The 16242-nt window shown below is 74.4% G+C and carries 13 protein-coding genes; 4 read left to right on the top strand and 9 right to left on the bottom strand.

Annotated elements, in window-relative coordinates:
* Positions 1-25 precede the first annotated feature (25 nt).
* From FFT21_RS10765 to FFT21_RS10740, 6 genes are all read right to left on the bottom strand, one after another.
* Positions 26-1117, bottom strand: a complete 1092-nt coding sequence (locus FFT21_RS10765; protein ID WP_192909473.1) for an aKG-HExxH-type peptide beta-hydroxylase — start codon at positions 1115-1117, stop codon at positions 26-28.
* 460 nt (positions 1118-1577) lie between these two features.
* Positions 1578-2900 (bottom strand): DEAD/DEAH box helicase, encoded by a 1323-nt coding sequence (locus FFT21_RS10760; protein WP_137813768.1) that lies wholly within the window; start codon positions 2898-2900, stop codon positions 1578-1580.
* Positions 2901-3260: 360 nt separating this feature from the next.
* Positions 3261-3662 carry a TA system VapC family ribonuclease toxin gene (locus tag FFT21_RS10755; protein WP_137813664.1) on the bottom strand — a complete coding sequence of 134 codons (402 nt, stop codon included), beginning with the start codon at positions 3660-3662 and terminating at the stop codon, positions 3261-3263.
* Positions 3659-3886, bottom strand: coding sequence for an antitoxin (locus tag FFT21_RS10750; protein ID WP_137813663.1), 228 nt, complete (start codon positions 3884-3886; stop codon positions 3659-3661). The genes FFT21_RS10755 and FFT21_RS10750 overlap by 4 nt, the downstream gene beginning before the upstream one ends.
* 23 nt (positions 3887-3909) lie before the next feature.
* The gene (gene yaaA, locus FFT21_RS10745) at positions 3910-4656 is read right to left on the bottom strand and encodes a peroxide stress protein YaaA (RefSeq protein ID WP_137813662.1); all 747 of its coding nucleotides are present in this window, start codon (positions 4654-4656) and stop codon (positions 3910-3912) included.
* Positions 4657-4692: 36 nt separating this feature from the next.
* Complete coding sequence (locus FFT21_RS10740) at positions 4693-8121, bottom strand: CHAT domain-containing protein (protein WP_137813661.1); 3429 nt, start codon at positions 8119-8121, stop codon at positions 4693-4695.
* Positions 8122-8470: 349 nt separating this feature from the next.
* Here FFT21_RS10740 and FFT21_RS10735 point away from each other — a divergent pair, with 349 nt between their 5' ends.
* Positions 8471-10219, top strand: coding sequence for a proline--tRNA ligase (locus tag FFT21_RS10735; protein ID WP_137813660.1), 1749 nt, complete (start codon positions 8471-8473; stop codon positions 10217-10219).
* 173 nt (positions 10220-10392) lie between these two features.
* Here the strand turns inward: FFT21_RS10735 and FFT21_RS10730 are convergent, their stop codons facing one another.
* Positions 10393-11127 (bottom strand): HAD family hydrolase, encoded by a 735-nt coding sequence (locus FFT21_RS10730; protein ID WP_137813659.1) that lies wholly within the window; start codon positions 11125-11127, stop codon positions 10393-10395.
* 77 nt (positions 11128-11204) lie between these two features.
* Between FFT21_RS10730 and FFT21_RS10725 the strand changes: the two genes are divergently transcribed.
* Positions 11205-12584: a type I glutamate--ammonia ligase gene (locus FFT21_RS10725; RefSeq protein WP_225978291.1), complete on the top strand. Its 1380-nt coding sequence runs from the start codon at positions 11205-11207 to the stop codon at positions 12582-12584.
* Between the two features lie 3 nt (positions 12585-12587).
* On the top strand, positions 12588-13703 hold the full coding sequence (locus tag FFT21_RS10720; RefSeq protein ID WP_137813658.1) for an amidohydrolase family protein: 1116 nt from the start codon (positions 12588-12590) through the stop codon (positions 13701-13703).
* On the opposite strand, the gene FFT21_RS10715 is transcribed toward FFT21_RS10720, so the two are convergent.
* Positions 13704-14600 (bottom strand): DUF8017 domain-containing protein, encoded by an 897-nt coding sequence (locus tag FFT21_RS10715; RefSeq protein ID WP_137813657.1) that lies wholly within the window; start codon positions 14598-14600, stop codon positions 13704-13706.
* 95 nt (positions 14601-14695) lie between these two features.
* Positions 14696-15103 carry a secondary thiamine-phosphate synthase enzyme YjbQ gene (locus tag FFT21_RS10710; protein ID WP_137813656.1) on the bottom strand — a complete coding sequence of 136 codons (408 nt, stop codon included), beginning with the start codon at positions 15101-15103 and terminating at the stop codon, positions 14696-14698.
* A 74-nt stretch (positions 15104-15177) separates the two neighbouring features.
* On the opposite strand from FFT21_RS10710, the gene FFT21_RS10705 reads away from it, so the two are divergent.
* The gene (locus FFT21_RS10705; RefSeq protein WP_137813655.1) at positions 15178-16212 is read left to right on the top strand and encodes an aminotransferase class V-fold PLP-dependent enzyme; all 1035 of its coding nucleotides are present in this window, start codon (positions 15178-15180) and stop codon (positions 16210-16212) included.
* Positions 16213-16242 lie beyond the last annotated feature (30 nt).

Here is a 16242-nt window from a genome sequence, read left to right as displayed (position 1 = left end):
TCGATGTCGCGGCCGCCACCGGATATCACGACGCTTCGCGGATCACGCCGGTCGCGGCACGGCATAGGTTGTCGGTGAATGCCCGTCCCAGGGGTGTGAACCTCCCGGCTCTGTTGATCTCCGGTATGGCCGCGGACAGCCCGGTGGCAATCTCATGGAGCCGGGTTGTCGCCACATCCCGCTCGGTCGGTCGCAGCTTTCGTACGCGGTCGTAGTACAGCGCGAGCAGGATGTAGATGTAGAAGGCGTGGTAGAAGCCGTAAAAATCGCGCTCCGCGCCGGACCAGGGAAGCGCGAACTCGGTGTCGGTGTCGTTGAGGATCACCGGATCGAGTTCCATGACCCAGTACAGCACCTGGTGCCCGAACTCGTGCACCAGCGACTCCTCCAGTTCGAGCAGGGTTTGGTCGTCGGCGGCGAGAAACACCACTCCCGTGTACCGGGCGGCCGAGGCGCTGCGGAACTCTCCGTCCGGGACGTGCACGATGGTGTGCACGAAATGCGGCACCATCTCCGCGAGTTCCGGCCACACCGCTCCGCACCGGCGGAGCGCGACCGACGCCGCCTCGGCGAAGAAGCCGAGCGGATAGGCCGACCACGCCGCCGCGCGGCATACGCCCTCGGTGCCCTGCAGTGGCGAGAAGTCGTAGGTCGGCGGCGCGATCTCTGCGATCAGCGGGTCGACGTCGTCCCGCCGCACCGGTATCCGGTTCTCCACGAACGGGGTCGGCCCGGAGCCGGACCCGAGGCAGCGGTCGCACACCCGGTGGAACTCGCCCAGCCAGTGGAGCGCCTCCTCGCGGGGAGGTCCGTCGACCTCGGCGTCCGAGAGGGTGGCGACCTGGCGCAGCCAGACCAGGAACGCCGGATGCGTCATCAGGCTGAGGCGAGAGTCGGTCGACGATTCGGCGAGGCTTCTGACCCGCTCCACGAATGCTTGGACGGCCGGGTGACCGCCGGCGCGATGGTTGGCCCGGAGCGCCGCCGCGACCATTGTGCTCTGCCGGAGGGAGACCACCTCCTTCCGCAGGGCCCGGTAGTACTCGGCAGGATTGTCCGGATAATATGTCGCGCCGTCATGGATATGGCTCATGACCTGCGGTGGAATGGTCGTCATCCGCCTTTTCCTCACCATGGCAGGGTATTGGCGAAGAAACCCGCGGCGGTGGGCGTGCGCCGGTAGAACCATTCCGCTCGGATATCTCCGTGCTCGCACCCGGGCATGCGTGAACCGTCACTCAACGGTGACCTCCTCGTCCGAACCGAGTGGCGATATGCCTGAGCGAAAGTATCGGTTCGCGGCGCGATTGGCGGCAAGCGTCCTGAAGGGTATTACCTGGGTGGACCCGCCGAGCTGGGCTTTCCCGGTGACGGAGGTCCAGTCCGTGCGAACCGGTGGTTATCCCCGTTGACGTGACTGGTCCCGTCGATGCGCCGTGGGCACTCGTCGGAATGACGGCGCGCCTGCCCGGCCGGCCGCGCTTCCTGGGCTGCCGGGTGCGGCGCCGGGCACAAGGAACTCCCGCCGCCGCGAGCTTGGTAGGCCGCGGCGGCGGGAGTAGGCGACCCGCCCGGACTCAGCGCGCCGGCTGCGGCCTGTGCCGCTCCGCGCGGGGCCGCCGGTCGCCACGGAAGCCGCCGCTCGGGCGGCCTCGGCGGGCCGGGCGGTCGGCCGGGCCACCGCGCCGCCGCGGGCGCGGCGCCGGCTCGTCCACCACGGGCTCGCCGCTGGGGCGCCGGGCGCCGGTGATCCGCGCCAGGTCGTCGTCGCCCGGCCGCACCCGGGTGGCCAGCGGGCGCACGCCGGCCCTGGCGGTCATGCCCTGCACCTGCCGGCGCTCCCGGTGGGTGACCAGGGTGACCACCGTGCCGGACCGGCCGGCGCGCGCGGTGCGGCCAGCGCGGTGCAGGTAGTCCTTGGCGTCGGCGGGCGGGTCGACATGCACCACCAGGCTCACGTCGTCCACGTGGATGCCGCGCGCGGCGACGTCCGTGGCGACCAGCACCGGGGTGCGACCCTCGCGGAACTCGCCGAGCACGCGGGTGCGGGCGCTCTGCGCCTTGCCGCCATGCAGCGCACCGGCTCGCACGCCGATCGAGCGCAGCTTCTGGGTCAGCCGGTCCACCTGGTGCTTGGTGCGCACGAACAGGATCGTGCGCCCCTCCCGGGCGGCCACCTCGGCGACCACCGCCAGCTTGTCCTCCGCGGAGACCAGCAGCAGGTGGTGCTCCATCGTGGTCACGCTGGCCGACGCCGGCGCGACCGAGTGGGTCACCGGGTCGTGCAGGTACTCGCGGACCAGCGCGTCCACGTCGTGGTCCAGGGTGGCGGAGAACAGCAGCCGCTGGCCGTCCGCCGGGGTCAACTCCAGGATCGCCCGCACCTGCGGCAGGAAGCCCATGTCGGCCATCTGGTCGGCCTCGTCCAGCGCGGTCACCACCACGTCGGAGAGCGCGCAGGTGCCCTGCCGGACGTGGTCGGACAGCCGGCCCGGGGTGGCGATGAGCAGGTCGACCCCGCGGCGCAGCGCATCCGCCTGGCGGGTGAACGAGGTACCGCCCACCACGGTCCGGCACCACAGGCCCAGCGCCCGGGCGAACGGCAGCAGCGCGTCGCTGACCTGCATGGCCAACTCGCGGGTGGGCACCAGCACCAGGCCGCGCGGCTGCCGGGGCTGGGCCCGCCCGCCGGCCAGCCGGGCCAGCATGGCCAGCCCGAAGGCCAGCGTCTTGCCGGAGCCGGTCTGCCCCCGGCCGAGCACGTGCCGGCCGGCCAGCGCGTCCGGCAGGGTCGCGGCCTGGATCGGGAACGGTGTGGTGATGCCGGCGTCGGTGAGGGCGGTCACCAGTGGCTCGGGCAGGCCCAGTTCGGCGAACGACGGCGGCGGGCCGGCCGGGATTTCGACGGCGGTGAGATCGAGGTCGTGGTCGGTGAGAACGTGCTCGGCGAGGTGGTGCTGCCGGGCGGGGCCACCCTGGGCGCCACGGCGGTGGCGCGGCTTGCGGAAGCCATGGTCAGGGCGGCGGTTCGGGGTGGATGGCAAGAAGAACCTCCGGGAGACGGCGCGTCCCGGGAGGCTCCGCACGTCGGGGCACGGGGCGGTTCGCAAGGACGGGCCCGGCGCGTGATCGCGCCACTTGTGGGTGGATCGCATCGGCGGCCAACGTCTCGGGGTGAACCATGATCGGCAGAACGCCACGGTGCACCGACCGCGATGCGCGAACGATGTTACCTGATCGGCCCGCGCCGGTCGCGGTGGCTATCCCTTCGTCGGCACGAGGTCCGCGACGTCATCATGCAGCTTGGCCAAACCCTGGTCGAAGGTGGCGAGTCGCCCGCCGCGGGTTCGTGCGAGCTGTGCCAGGTACGCGTCGGTGACCTGGCGATGGCCGATCACTCCCGTCATCGGAATGACCCGGTACGGCAGGTCGTCGGGCCAGAACTCATGCCCAGGGTGGCTGGACACCGCAGACATCACCGACGAGACCGACTCGGCCGGCTGGCCTTGGCGGATGAGTATCCGTACCAAGCCGCCCTCGGTGATCGGGCAGGTGGCGAAGCGCCGATCGATGTGGGCGAACCATGTCTCGGCGGCTTCGTGGTGCACGTGATCGGCGACCAACAGCGCTACAAGGACATTCGTGTCCAGAAGGACGGTCACTCCTGGTCCTCCAGCGCGCGGACGTCCTCAGTGGTGATAACGGTGCCGAGACGCACCACCGGAAGACCCGTGCGGTCGCTTCGCGATGTCTCGGTGGTGCCACCCCCGACCAGACCGCGGCGCATCAGGTCCGCGACGGTTTCGCTCAGGGTTCGGTGGGTGTCCCTGGCGATGGACATCGCCTGCCGATGGAGGTCATCGGGCAGGTCGATCGTCGTGCGCATGTGTGCATCTTATCATCGTCGCATCAGGATGCGCGGGCGAAGAGGTCGAGAGCGCGGTCGCCGGTGGCTTCCAGGCGCAGGCCGGCCGCGGCGGCGGTGCGGACCAGGTCGGCCACGTCGGCGGGCTCCTTCCGCGTGGTGGCCAGCGCCCTGGCCAGCCGTCCCTTGTGTGCCTTGTTGTGGTGGCTGACCGCCTTCCGCCGGCCGTCGCCGTCCTCGGTGACCACCCGCACGGTGACGGCGTGCGGCACCCGCGCCAGCGCCGCGTACGCGCCGGAGCGCAGATCCACCACGAGGTCGTCCACTGTGGACAGCACGGGCTCCAGGGCTGGCCGCCACACCCGGCGCAGCGCCCCCACGCCGGGCAGCGACGAACCCGCCGACAACCGGTACGCCGGGATCGGGTCACCGCCCCGCACCACACCGAACAGCGCCGACGCCACGGCCAGCCGCCGACACGCCCGGCCCCACTCGGCCGATGTCATGCCGCCCGCGTCGAGCGCGTCGTAGAGCACCCCGGTGTAGCGGGCCAGCGCAGGCATGGTGGGCGCGTCCCGCAGCTTGGCGTTGCGGTCCACCTCGTCGGCCTGCCGGGCGGACAACCGCAGCGCGTCCAGGCTCGCCGGCAGGTCGGCGGCCAGCGACACCAGCGTGTCGACCAGATCGGCGCGCACCGGGCCGAGTTCGGGAAAGCACAGCGCGTGCAGGTCGAGCGGTGGGCCGTCGCCACCGGCGGCCTTGGTCTCCGAAGGAGGCAGCAGAACCAGCACGGCCCGCCAGCCTAGGGGCTGCGGTACGGCCGTTGATCAGGACCAGCCGCGGACCGGGGTGGGGTCGCCGAAGCAGGCGAAGGACGCCCACACCTTCGGGCCGGGGAAGCGGCGGCGCACCGCCTGCTGGGCGTTGCGCAGCGCACCGGTCCTCGGCAGGCCACGCACCAGGCCGCGGTAGAACTCGCGCATCAGCAGCGTGGTCGGCTCGCTGGGCACCGCCCAGGCGCCGATCACCACCGACCGGGCGCCCGCCGCCTCGAACGCCCGGCGCAGCACGTGCAGGCGGCCCGCCCCGTCCGGGTCCGCGGTGCGCACCGACAGCACCACCAGTTCGGTGCCTGCCAGGTCCAGCCCGCCCACCTCGGCCGCGGTGAGCACACCGTCGTCGCCGTCCTCCTGCGGCTGCCCGGCCAGCCATCGGTTCGCCCCGGCCAGCACCAGCCCGGTACACCGCAGCGGGTCGGCCGCCGCCCCGGCCGGCCAGCCGCCCGCGGGGACATCCGGCCGCAGCGGCACGTTCGACGCGAACGCGTGCGTGGCGATGTGCAGTACCCGGGGCGCCCGCAGTACCCGCATGCGGGACTTGCGGGCCTTGCCGCCGGCCCACAGGTCGGCGCCCAGGTGCTCGGCGATCCACGAGCCCTCCGCCCAGGCGTGCGGCACCGGATCGAACCGGGGGGACGCCACCGGCACCGCCGGGTCGCCGGCGTCGAAGTCGGGATCGGCCACCACCAGCGCCCGGTCGGACGCCCCGGGCAACCGGGGGCGCAGCAGGTCCCGGCCGCTGCCGAGGAAGCCGATCTCGAAGCGGTCGATCAGCCGCGGCCCTTCCGGGTCGGGCAGCGCGGCGAACGGCAGCCGGTGCAGCGCACCGTCCGGCGCGATCAGCAACCGGGTCACTGACCGCAGCGCGGCGGCGATCCGGCCGATCAGGACCCAGTGCAACTCCCGGCCGAGCCGCAGCTCCGCCTCGGCGGACGCGTCGTCGTCCCGCAGCACCAGCTCGCGCCACGCGTCGACGCCGCGGTCCAGCTGGTCCGCGGGTCCGTGCACGAACGCCCGTGGCCCGGCGCCGGCGGCGAGCACCACGCTGAGGTAGCCGGCCTGGTCGCCGACCCGCATCCGGTAGAACTCCACCAGCGCGGTGGATTCCGGCAGCGCCTCGGCCACGGTGTGCCAGCGGGTCGCGCGCAACCACCGGCGGTACCCGAATCGGGGCAGGCGCTCGGCCAGCTCGTCGCCGAGCATCCGCTGCCGCTCGGCCAGCTCCGCCGTGGCCCGCCGGTCCGGGGTGAGATCGTCCAGCGCCAGCCGGTGCAGCCGGCGCCGCACCGCGGCCAGCTCGGCGACCACCTTCCGCGCCTGGTCGTCCGCCCCGGCCAGCCAGCCGCCGTCGGCCGCGTCGGCGACCACGCCCTTGCGGCGCAGCAGAGCGTCCAGCAGCAGCTCGCTGGCCGGCCCGGCGGCGTCCCGGCGCACCGCCGGCAGCAGCTCGCTCACCAGCGTGTCGAGGTACTCCACCAGCCGTTCCGCGACCCCGGCATGCTGCTCGGCGTCGGCACACGCGAACGTCTCGTCCAGCCAGCGGTCCTCCAGGTCGAACTGCTCGCGCAGCAGGGCGAGCCCGTCGTCCAGCCGCCCGGTGCCGAGGTAGAGGATGCCCAGGTTGAACTGTGACTGGGCGAGCAGCGGATGCGACTCGGGCAGCAGCTCCCGGCGACGCTTGAGGATCAGCCGGTAGAGCTGCTCGGCGCGGCGCAGCCGGCGGGTGTGGTGGTAGGCCAGCGCCAGGTTGGTCAGCGTGGCCAGGCCGTGGTGGTCGACGGCGCGCGGGTCCACGTTGACCGCGGCGTGTTCCAGTACCCGGACCGCGTCCTGCGGGCGGCGCCGCCACAGCAGCCACAGCCCCAGGTCGTTGCGGACGTGCTGGACGATGCGCGACGGGCAGTCGGTGGCCTGCCTGGCCAGCGCCAGCGCGTCGGCGAACAGCCGCTCGGCGTCGCCCTCGTGGCCAGTGGCCAGCTCGGCACGCACCACCGCCGCCTGCCAGGAGTGCGGGCCGGCCTCGTGGTCGGCCAGCCACTCCGCCTCCTGCAGCAGTTCCTCGGCCCGCTCGTGGTCGCCGAGTTGCCGCTCCACTCCCGCACGCAGTACCAGGTCGGCGAACCGCCCGATGGGCGGATCGTGCGGCGGCACATCGGGGTGGTTCCGACCGGCCTCCGGCTCGTGCGGCCGGTGCGCCGCCGGGTGAGGCACCCGGTCCGGCGGGTCAAGCGAGGGGTCGGGCCGCAGCCGGTAGGGCTGGGTGTCCGGCAGATCGAGGGTGCGGTCCCCCGGCGCGGGCTCCGCGGGTTCCGCCGCCGTTGCGGGCTCGGCCGGTTCGCCGACCGGTCCGTCGGCGGGCCGGGCGACCGGCTCATCGGCGGGCAGGGTGCCGGGCTGGTCCGTGGGTTCCGGCGGCGGCTCGGGTGCCGGTGGCCCGCCGGCCGGTCCCCCGGTTCCCGGTTGCGGGCCGGGCGGCTCCGGGTCCGGCGGCGCACCCGTGGCCTCCGGCCGGCTGCGGGGTAAGAGGTCGAGGTGCTGCCGGGCCGTGCCCGGCACCACGCCCTCCGCGACGAGTTGCCGCTGCAGTTGCCGGGCGTGGTCGCGGTCGCCGCGCCGGTAGTGGAACACCGCGAGGTTGTTCCGCACGTCGGCGAGCCGCGCCGGATCGGAGTCCGGGCTGCCCGCCAGCAGCGCCAGACCCTCCGTCAACGCCCACTCGGCGTCCGGGGAGTCCTCCTCCAGCAGCAGGTGGCCGAGGTTGCCGTAGAGCACGCCGAGAATCGCGTCGGTCAGCCCGGCCGCGCGCCGCCGGTCCAGCGCCTGCTCGTACAGCGACCGCGCGCCGGCCCGGTCACCGGTGTGGCGCAGCACGTCCGCCACGTTGCCCAGTACCCGGCTGAACTCGTCCGGGTCGGTGTCCAGCAGCTCGTTCGCGTACCTCACGGTGACGTTCGCGAACTCCCGCGCCGCCGGGGTGTCGTCCAGCCGCAGCAGCGCCTGCCCGTACCGGGCCAGCCAGCGCGGCAGCAGCCGGCCGAGCCCGGCGTCCCGGCAGTCCTGCGCGGCCAGCCCGGCGATCGTCCTGGCGTCCTCCGGGGCGTCCCGCTCCTCGCACAGCACCCACAGCGTCTCCAGGTACGCCATGCACGCGACGCCGTCACCGAGCGCGTGGCACAGGTCGTAGGCGTGGCGCGTGTACCGCCACGCCTCCTCCCACTCGCCGAGCTGCCAGCACAGCGCGCCCATCCGCCCGTAGCAGACGGCCTCGGCGCGGGCGTCCTCCTCGGAGTTCCCGCCGTCACCGCCGTCCTGCCCACGCAACAACTCCAGGGCCTCGGTGAGCTTGCCCTGCCCGGCCAGCTCGTCGGCCCGCTGGATCGCCTCCGGCCAGGATCCCGCGGATTCGTTGCCGGCCACCTCACGCTCCCACGTCGTCGTCGGTCAGCTCGGGCGAATCACGACGGCCGTGAAGCCGATCCGCACCGGGCGGGTCGGCACCCGGCCCGCGGACCGCTCCGCGCCGACCGGCTGAAACGAGATCACATCCGGACTACGCAGCCTTCCGATCGGTCGAGTCAGGTTAACCGTGGCCCCCGCCAGCAGGAACCGGTTGGTCGGCGCCGGCCGGTGTTCACTAGGCTGCGCAGGTCGAGGCCGCACCCGCCGAAGCACCTCTTGCCCGGCGGGGCGCCGGACAAACCCGCCGAGGCACGCCCGCCCGCCGAGGCGGCAGAGAGCACCGATCGCGCCACGAGGAGCACCCGCCGTGATCACGAGGATGTCGTCGCTGTTCCTGCGCACCCTGCGCGAGGATCCGGCCGACGCCGACGTGCCCAGCCACCGGCTGCTGGTTCGCGCCGGCTACATCCGGCGGGTCGCGCCGGGCGGGTACGCGTGGTTGCCGCTGGGGCTGCGGGTGCTACGCAACGTCGAGCGCGTGGTGCGCGAGGAGATGGACGCGATCGGCGCGCAGGAGATCCAGTTCCCCGCGCTGCTGCCCCGGGAGCCCTACGAGGCGACCGGCCGGTGGACCGAGTACGGCCCCAACATCTTCCGGATCAAGGACCGCAAGGGCGCCGACTACCTACTCGGCCCGACCCACGAGGAACTGTTCACGCTCACCGTGAAGGGTGAGTACAGCTCCTACAAGGACTATCCGGTCATCCTGTACCAGATCCAGGCCAAGTACCGGGACGAGGAGCGGCCGCGCGCCGGCATCCTGCGCGGCCGCGAGTTCCTGATGAAGGACTCGTACTCCTTCGACCTGGACGACGACGGCCTGTCCCGGTCCTACCTGCTGCACCGGGACGCCTACATCCGCATCTTCGACCGGGTGGGCCTGCGCTACGTGATCGTCCACGCGATGTCCGGGGCGATGGGCGGCTCGGCGTCCGAGGAGTTCCTGGCCGAGTCCGAGGTCGGCGAGGACACCTTCGTGCGCTGCCCCGAGTCCGGGTTCGCGGCCAACGTCGAGGCGGTGACGACGCCGGCGCCGCCGGCCCAGCCGATCGAGGGCAAGCCGGACGCGCAGGTGCACCACACGCCGAGCACGCCGACCATCGAGAGCCTGGTCGACTTCCTCAACGCCGCGAACCTGGGCCGCACCTTCACCGCCGCGGACACGCTGAAGAACGTCATGGTGAAGATCCGGCAGCCCGGCGAGGACAAGTGGGAGCTGCTCGGCGTCGGCGTGCCCGGCGACCGCGAGGTGGACATGAAGCGGCTGGCGGCGTCCCTGTCACCGGCCGAGGTGGCGCTGCTCGACGACGCCGACTTCGAGGCCAACCCGTTCCTGGTCAAGGGCTACATCGGACCGGGGGCGCTGGCCGCGAACGGGGTGCGCTACCTGGTCGACCCGAGGGTCGTCACCGGCACCGCCTGGGTCACCGGCGCCGACCGGGCCGACCACCACGTGGTTGATCTGGTGTGCGGCCGGGACTTCACCCCGGACGGCACCGTCGAGGCCGCGGAGGTGCGCGAGGGCGACCCGTCCCCGGACGGCGCCGGCGTGCTGGTCGCCGCGCGCGGCATCGAGATCGGGCACATCTTCCAACTCGGCCGCAAGTACGCGGACGCGTTCACGCTGGACGCGCTCGGACCGGACAGCAAGCCGATCCGGATCACCATGGGCTCCTACGGGATCGGGGTGTCCCGGCTGGTCGCCGCGATCGCCGAGCAGCACCACGACGACCTCGGTCTGGTGTGGCCGCGCGAGGTCAGCCCGTTCGACGTGCACGTGGTGACCGCCGGCAAGGACGACGCGGTCCGCGGGGGCGCCGAGGAGCTGGCCGCCGAGTTGGACACCGCCGGCATCGCGGTGCTGCTGGACGACCGGCCGGCCAGCCCCGGCGTGAAGTTCGCCGACGCCGAGTTGGTGGGCGTACCCACCATCCTGGTGGTTGGCCGCGGCCTGGCCAAGGGCGTGGTGGAGGTCAAGGACCGCGCCACCGGCGAGCGCACCGAGGTGCCGGTCGAGGACGCCGTCCGCCACCTGACCGCCCTCGTCCGCGGCTGAGCACCATGCCCGGTCGCCGTCCTGAGCAGCCGCGGGAAGCCCGGCCGGCGCCTCCCCTGGAGGTTCGCCGGGCGCGTGTCACGGGCGACTTCTCGGCATCGCGGCCGGTCCGCGTGGACACGCCGGTCCAGGACATCCTCGCCGGCCCGCGCGGCGACCGCTGAGCGCGCCGGTTACGCGCCAACCGGGTCGGTGAGGACCGCGGCGAGCACGGCGTCGATCTCGGTGAGGTCGGGCAGCACCACCTGCGCGCCGGACTCGCGCAGCTCCGCCTCGTCGCTGCGGCCGGTGGCCACGCCGACCGCGACCGCGCCGTGCGCTAGCGCCGCGGCCACGTCGTTCGGCGTGTCCCCGAGCACCACCACCGCATCGGGCGGGAAGTCCACGCCGTGCTTGTCGCCGGCCCGCCGCACCGCGTCGGCCACCAGGTCGGCCCGGTGCTCCGACACCGAGCCGTAGCCACCGATGTCCAGGTCGACGAACTCGTCCAGGCCAAACGCGGCCAGCTTGTAGTGCGCGACCTCGGCCAGGTTCCCGGTGACCAGCGTCTGCACCACGTGCGGCAGTTCGTCCAGCGCGGCCAGTATCTCGGCGGCGCCGGGCAGCGCGTGCCCCTTCTCCGGCAGGTGGGCGCGCTCCCGCTCGGCGATCGCGACCAGCTCCGCGTACATCCGCTCGATGAGTTCGTCGGAGCCGGCGAACCCGTGCGCGGCAAGGATTTCCCGGGTGATCGACCGCTCGGTGCGGCCCGGGAAGGTTGGCACGCGGCCCATCTCGTGACCGGTCACCGCGGCCAGCGCCCTGCGGTACCAGTCCCCGCCGATGCCGCGGTAGTCCACCAGGGTCAGGTCGACGTCCCACAGCACCAGTCGGCGCCCGTTTCCCCGCGCTCCAGCGTCGTCAGGCACCCGGCCATCCTGGCACGGATTCCCAACCGCCCGGGCGGGGGCTGGCGCGGCGCACCGGGGCGGAGTAGGCAGGCAAGGTGACGCCTGACCACCTCCCGGCCGCTGCCGGGGATGCCGAGGCGATGGTCCGCCGGTTGCACGCCGAGGGCGTGGAGCTGGTCGCGCTGACCTTCGTGGACAACGCCGGCACCACCCGGGTGAAGACGGTGCCGCTGCGCCGGCTGGCCACCGCCGCCATGCACGGCATCGGCGCGTCCCCGTGTTTCGAGACGTTCTGCTTCGACGACGTCATGGTCCGCGGCCGCCACCTCGGCGGGCCGGACGGTGATCTGCGGCTGGTGCCCGACCTGTCCCGGCTGGTGCGGCTGGCCGCCCAACCGGGCTGGGCGTGGGCGCCGGCCGACAAGTTCACCCAGGACGGCCCCCGGTTCGTCGCCTGCCAGCGGGCGTTCGCCGCCCGGCAGGTCGCCGCCGCTGCCGAGCGCGGCCTGCACCTGCGGATGGCGTTCGAGACCGAGTGGGCGCTCGGCCGGGTCGCCGCCGGCGGCGACTTCGTGCCCGCCTTCGACGGCCCCGGCTACGGGCTGATCCGGCTCGAGCAGGTCGCCGACTACGCCCGTGCCCTGGTCGGCGCGCTCGCCGCGCAGGGCCTGGTGGTGGAGCAGTTCCATCCCGAGTACGCGCTGGCCCAGCTCGAGCTGTCGGTCGCGCCGAACGACCCGGTGGGCGCCGCCGACGACGTGATCCTGGTCCGGCACACCATCCGCCGGCTGGCCGCCGAGCACGGCTGGCGGGCCAGCCTCGCCCCGTGCATCGAACCGGGTGGCGCCGGCTCGGGCGCACACCTGCACGTGTCCGTGCGCGACGAGGCCGGCAGCCTGCTCGCCGGCGGCGACGGCCCGCTCGGCATGCGGCCGCCCGGCGAGGCATTCCTGGCCGGTGTCCTGCGCGAGCTTCCCGCACTGATCGCGGTCGGTGCCGGCAACCCGGCCAGCTTCCTGCGCCTCGAGCCGTCCCGCTGGGCCGGTGTCTGGCAGGCATGGGGGCACGAGGCCAGGGAGGCGGCGCTGCGCTTCGTCACCGGCACCACCGGCACCCGGGACGAGGCCGCCAACGCCGAGGTGAAGTGCTTCGATGCGACCGCCAACCCGTACCTGGTGGTGGGCGCGGTGATCGCCGCCGGCCTGGCCGGGGTGGCCGAGGAGCTGCGGCTGCCGGAGCCGATGGCCGACGACCCGGCGCTGCTCCCGGCCGGCGAGCGCGACGCCGCTGGCATCCGCCGGCTGCCGGACTCGCCCGGTGCCGCGGCCGAGGCGCTGGCCAAGTCCACCGTGCTGGCCGAGGCGATGGGGCCGGAGCTGCACGACGCGCTGGTCACCGTGCGACGCGCGGAAGGGGAGCGGTTCGCCGGCACCGCCCCGGCCGAGCTGGTCGCGCTGACCCGGTGGCGCTGGTAGGTCGTGGTCACCGACGGGCTGCCGCTGGTCGACCAGCACTGCCACGGCGTGCGCGCGGAGGACGTCGACCGCGCCGGGTTCGAGCGGCTGCTCACCGAGGCCGCCGAGGTGCCGGCACACCGCAGCACGTTCGACTCGCTGCTGGGGCTGGCGGTGCGCCGCTGGTGCGCTCCTGCGCTGGACCTGCCGCCACACGCCCCGGCCGAGGCGTACCTGGCCCGGCGCGGCGAGCTGGGCTGGCGCGAGGTGAGCCGGCGGCTACTGTCCGCCACCGGCACCGCCGCCTGGCTGGTGGACACCGGGCTGACCCCGTTCCCGATCACCGCACCGGCGGAGCTGGCCGGCCTGGCCGGCGGCGCCGGGTACGAGGTGGTCCGGCTGGAGGCGGTGGCCGAGCGGGTCGCGGCCAGCGGGGCCGGCGCGGCCGAGCTGCCGGGGGCGGTGCTGGACGCGGTATGCGCCGCGGCGCGGCGGGCGGTCGGCCTGAAGAGCGTGGTCGCCTACCGCGCCGGGCTCGCGCTGCCGGCCGAGCCACCGGCCGAGGGCGAGGTGCGTACCGCGGCCGGGCGGTGGCTGGCCGTCGGCGGCCGGCTGACCGATCCGGTGTTGCTGGCCTGGCTGGTGCACCAGGGCGCGCGGCTGGGCGCGGAGCGGGGCCTGCCGCTGCAGCTGCACACCGGCTTCGGCGACCCGGACCTGCGGCTGCACCGGGCCGATCCCGCGCTGCTGACCGACTTCCTCGCGGCCACCCGGCGCCTCGGCGGCACCGTGGTGCTGCTGCACTGTTGGCCGTACCACCGCAACGCGGCCTACCTGGCGCACGTGTTCGGGCATGTCCGCCTCGACGTCGGGCTCGCGGTGCCGTACGTGGGAACGCGGGCCGACGCGGTGCTCGCGGAGCTGTTCGAGCTGGCCCCGTTCGGCGCGCTCTGCTACGCCTCGGACGGCTTCGGCCTGCCCGAACTGCACCACCTCGGCGCGCTGCTGTGGCGGCGCGGGCTGGGCCGGCTGCTGGACCGCTGGCTCGCCGAGGACGTGCTCACCGCGGCCGACGCCGAGCGGATCGCCATCGCGGTCACCTCGGGCAACGCCGCCAGCGCCTACCCGCTGGCTGGCTGATCAGTGCCCGGCCACCGGGCGGCCGGAATCCACGATGCGCTGCAGGTCGGCCTCGGCGGGCGGGGCGGGCGTGGCCGGGCCGCCGGCCAGGTCGCCGTTGACGATCAGCAGCACCACCCGGTCGCTGGCCTCCAGCGCGAGCACTTTCACCACGCCGCTGGACGCGGTGCACGGGTCGGCCGGCCCGGTGACCGCCGCGTCCACCTGGACGCCGCTGACCGGCCCCTTCGGCCCGTCCCGGGTGACCTGCCGGGGCGGGGACGGCCGCACCTGGTGGCCCGGCACCTGCGCGTACAGCTCGTCGCCGAGGGAGCGGGCCACGTTGGTGGCGATCGCGGCCAGGTCGCCCTTGGCCACCGAGGTGCTGCCCAGGGTGCCGCGGCTTAGCGTCTTACCGCCGCAGGAGTAGTCGCCGAGGGCGGCGATGTGGGTCACCGTGACGTTGGGCAGCGAGCGGCTCTGGTAGCTGGTGCCGAGCGGTTGCCAGGACGGCGGCGCCTCGTAGGCGAACTGCAGGTCCGGGTTGTGGATGAGCTGCCAGCCCGGGTTCTTCGGCGTGATCGGCGGCGCGGTCGAGGACGCCGCGGTCCCCCCGATCGCCGGCGGGGCGGTGATGGGTGCCGGCGTGCCAGCCGAAATCCGCACCCCGCCCGGGTGGGTCAGCGCGACCGCGGCGGCCACCCCGCCGACCACGGCCAACCCGGCGACCACCAGGAGGGCCACCATCCAGCGCCGCCGGCGCGGCGGCCGGCCGCCGCCGTACACGCCGAGGCCGGTGTACTGCCCGGTGAACCCGCTCCGCGGCCAGCCCTGCTGGGCCGGCGAACTCTGCTGGGGCGGCCAGCCCTGCTGGGGCGGCCACGGTCCCAGGCCCCGGCCGTCACCCGGATGAGTCACGAGAGCGAACGGTACCGGCCGCGTCGAGCGGGCCGGGGCTGGTATGCCGCACGGGCCGGCCCGGTCACGCGACGAGCCGGGTGGCCGCCGGCCGATCAGCCGGGCAGGTAGCTCAGCCGCACCCGGCGCACCGGGTTGTCCCGGTTGGTGTCCACCAGGCACACCGACTGCCAGGTGCCCAGCGCCATCCGGCCGCCCAGCACGGGGATCGTCGCGTACGGCGGAACCAGCGCGGGCAGCACGTGGTCGCGGCCGTGCCCGGGCGAGCCGTGCTGGTGCCGCCACCCCTGCCGGGGCAACAGCCGCTCTAGCGTGGCCAGCAGGTCCTCGTCGCTGCCCGCGCCGGTCTCCAGCACGGCGAGGCCGGCCGTCGCATGCGGCACCCAGAGGTTGAGCAGCCCCTCCCCGGCTCCGGCGGCGCGCAGGAAGCGCTCGCACTCCGCGGTCAGGTCGTGCACCACCTCGGTGGCGCCGGTCTTGATCTGGATTTCCTCGCTGTGCACGCACCCCAAGGTACGAGCCTCGCCACGCGTTCGGCGCAGCCGATCACCGGGCCGCGCGGGTAGCGTCGACCATCGTGCGCACCGCCTTCGCCGAGCAGTTCGACGTTCCTCCCGGCTACCTGAACACCGCCAGCATCGGCGTGCCGCCGGCCCGGGTGGCCGACGCGGTCGAGGCCGCCGTGCGGCGCTGGCGGACCGCCGCGGACAACCCGCCCGACTTCGACGCCGGCGTGGACACCGCGCGCGCCGCGTTCGCCGCGCTCGTCGGCGTCGACGCGGCCGCCGTGTCGGTCGGCGCCAGCGTGTCCCAACTCGCCGGCCTGGTCGCGGCGAGCATCCCGGGCGGCAGCCGGGTGCTGCTCGCCCGCGGCGAGTTCACCAGCCTGACCTTCCCGTTCGCCGCGCAGCGGCACCGCGGCCTGGAACTGACCGAGGTGGACCTGGCCAAGCTGCCGGCCGAGGTGGCGGGCCACGACCTGGTCGCGGTGAGCGTGGTGCAGTCCGCGGACGGCGGCATGGTCGACCTGGACGCGCTGCGCGAGGCCGCTGAGGCTGCCGGCGCCTGGGTGCTGCTGGACGTCAGCCAGGCGGCCGGGTGGCTGCCGCTGCGCCTGGACTGGGCGGACTGGGTGGTCGGCGTGGCGTACAAGTGGCTGCTCGCCCCGCGCGGGGTGGCCTGGCTGGCCAGCCGGCCGGAGGCGCTGGACGTGGTGATCCCGCACGCCGCCAACTGGTACGCCGGCGAGGACCGGTGGGGGTCGTCGCTGTACGGGCTGCCGCTGCGGCTCGCAGGCGACGCCCGCCGGCTGGACCTGGCCCCGGCGTGGCTGCCGCATGTCGGCGCGGCGGCCGCGCTGCCGTGGCTGGCGTCACTGGACCTGGCCGAGGTGCGGGCGCACTGCGCCGGCCTGGCCGACGCGTTGCTGGACCGGCTCGGCCTGCCGCCGCGGGGCTCCGCGATCGTCTCCCTCGACCTGCCCGACGCGGGCCGGCGACTGGCGGAGGCCGGGGTCCGGGCCTCCGCCCGGGCCGGGCGCACCCGGCTGTCCTTCCACCTCTACAACACCATGGCGGACGTCGAGGCGGCGGCGCGGGCGCTCGGCCGGTAGGCGTGCGCCGCGTCGGGGGCACCCGTTACC

The organism is Gandjariella thermophila (genome assembly GCF_005405885.1).
In the GTDB taxonomy this organism is placed as follows: domain Bacteria; phylum Actinomycetota; class Actinomycetes; order Mycobacteriales; family Pseudonocardiaceae; genus Gandjariella; species Gandjariella thermophila.
This window is presented reverse-complemented; position numbering and strand designations above follow the sequence as displayed.

Excerpts from the sequence above, each read along its gene's own strand:
- FFT21_RS10750 (WP_137813663.1), bottom strand. The coding sequence starts at position 3,886 with ATGCGCACGACGATCGACCTGCCCGATGACCTCCATCGGCAGGCGATG.
- FFT21_RS10765 (WP_192909473.1), bottom strand. The coding sequence starts at position 1,117 with ATGACGACCATTCCACCGCAGGTCATGAGCCATATCCATGACGGCGCG.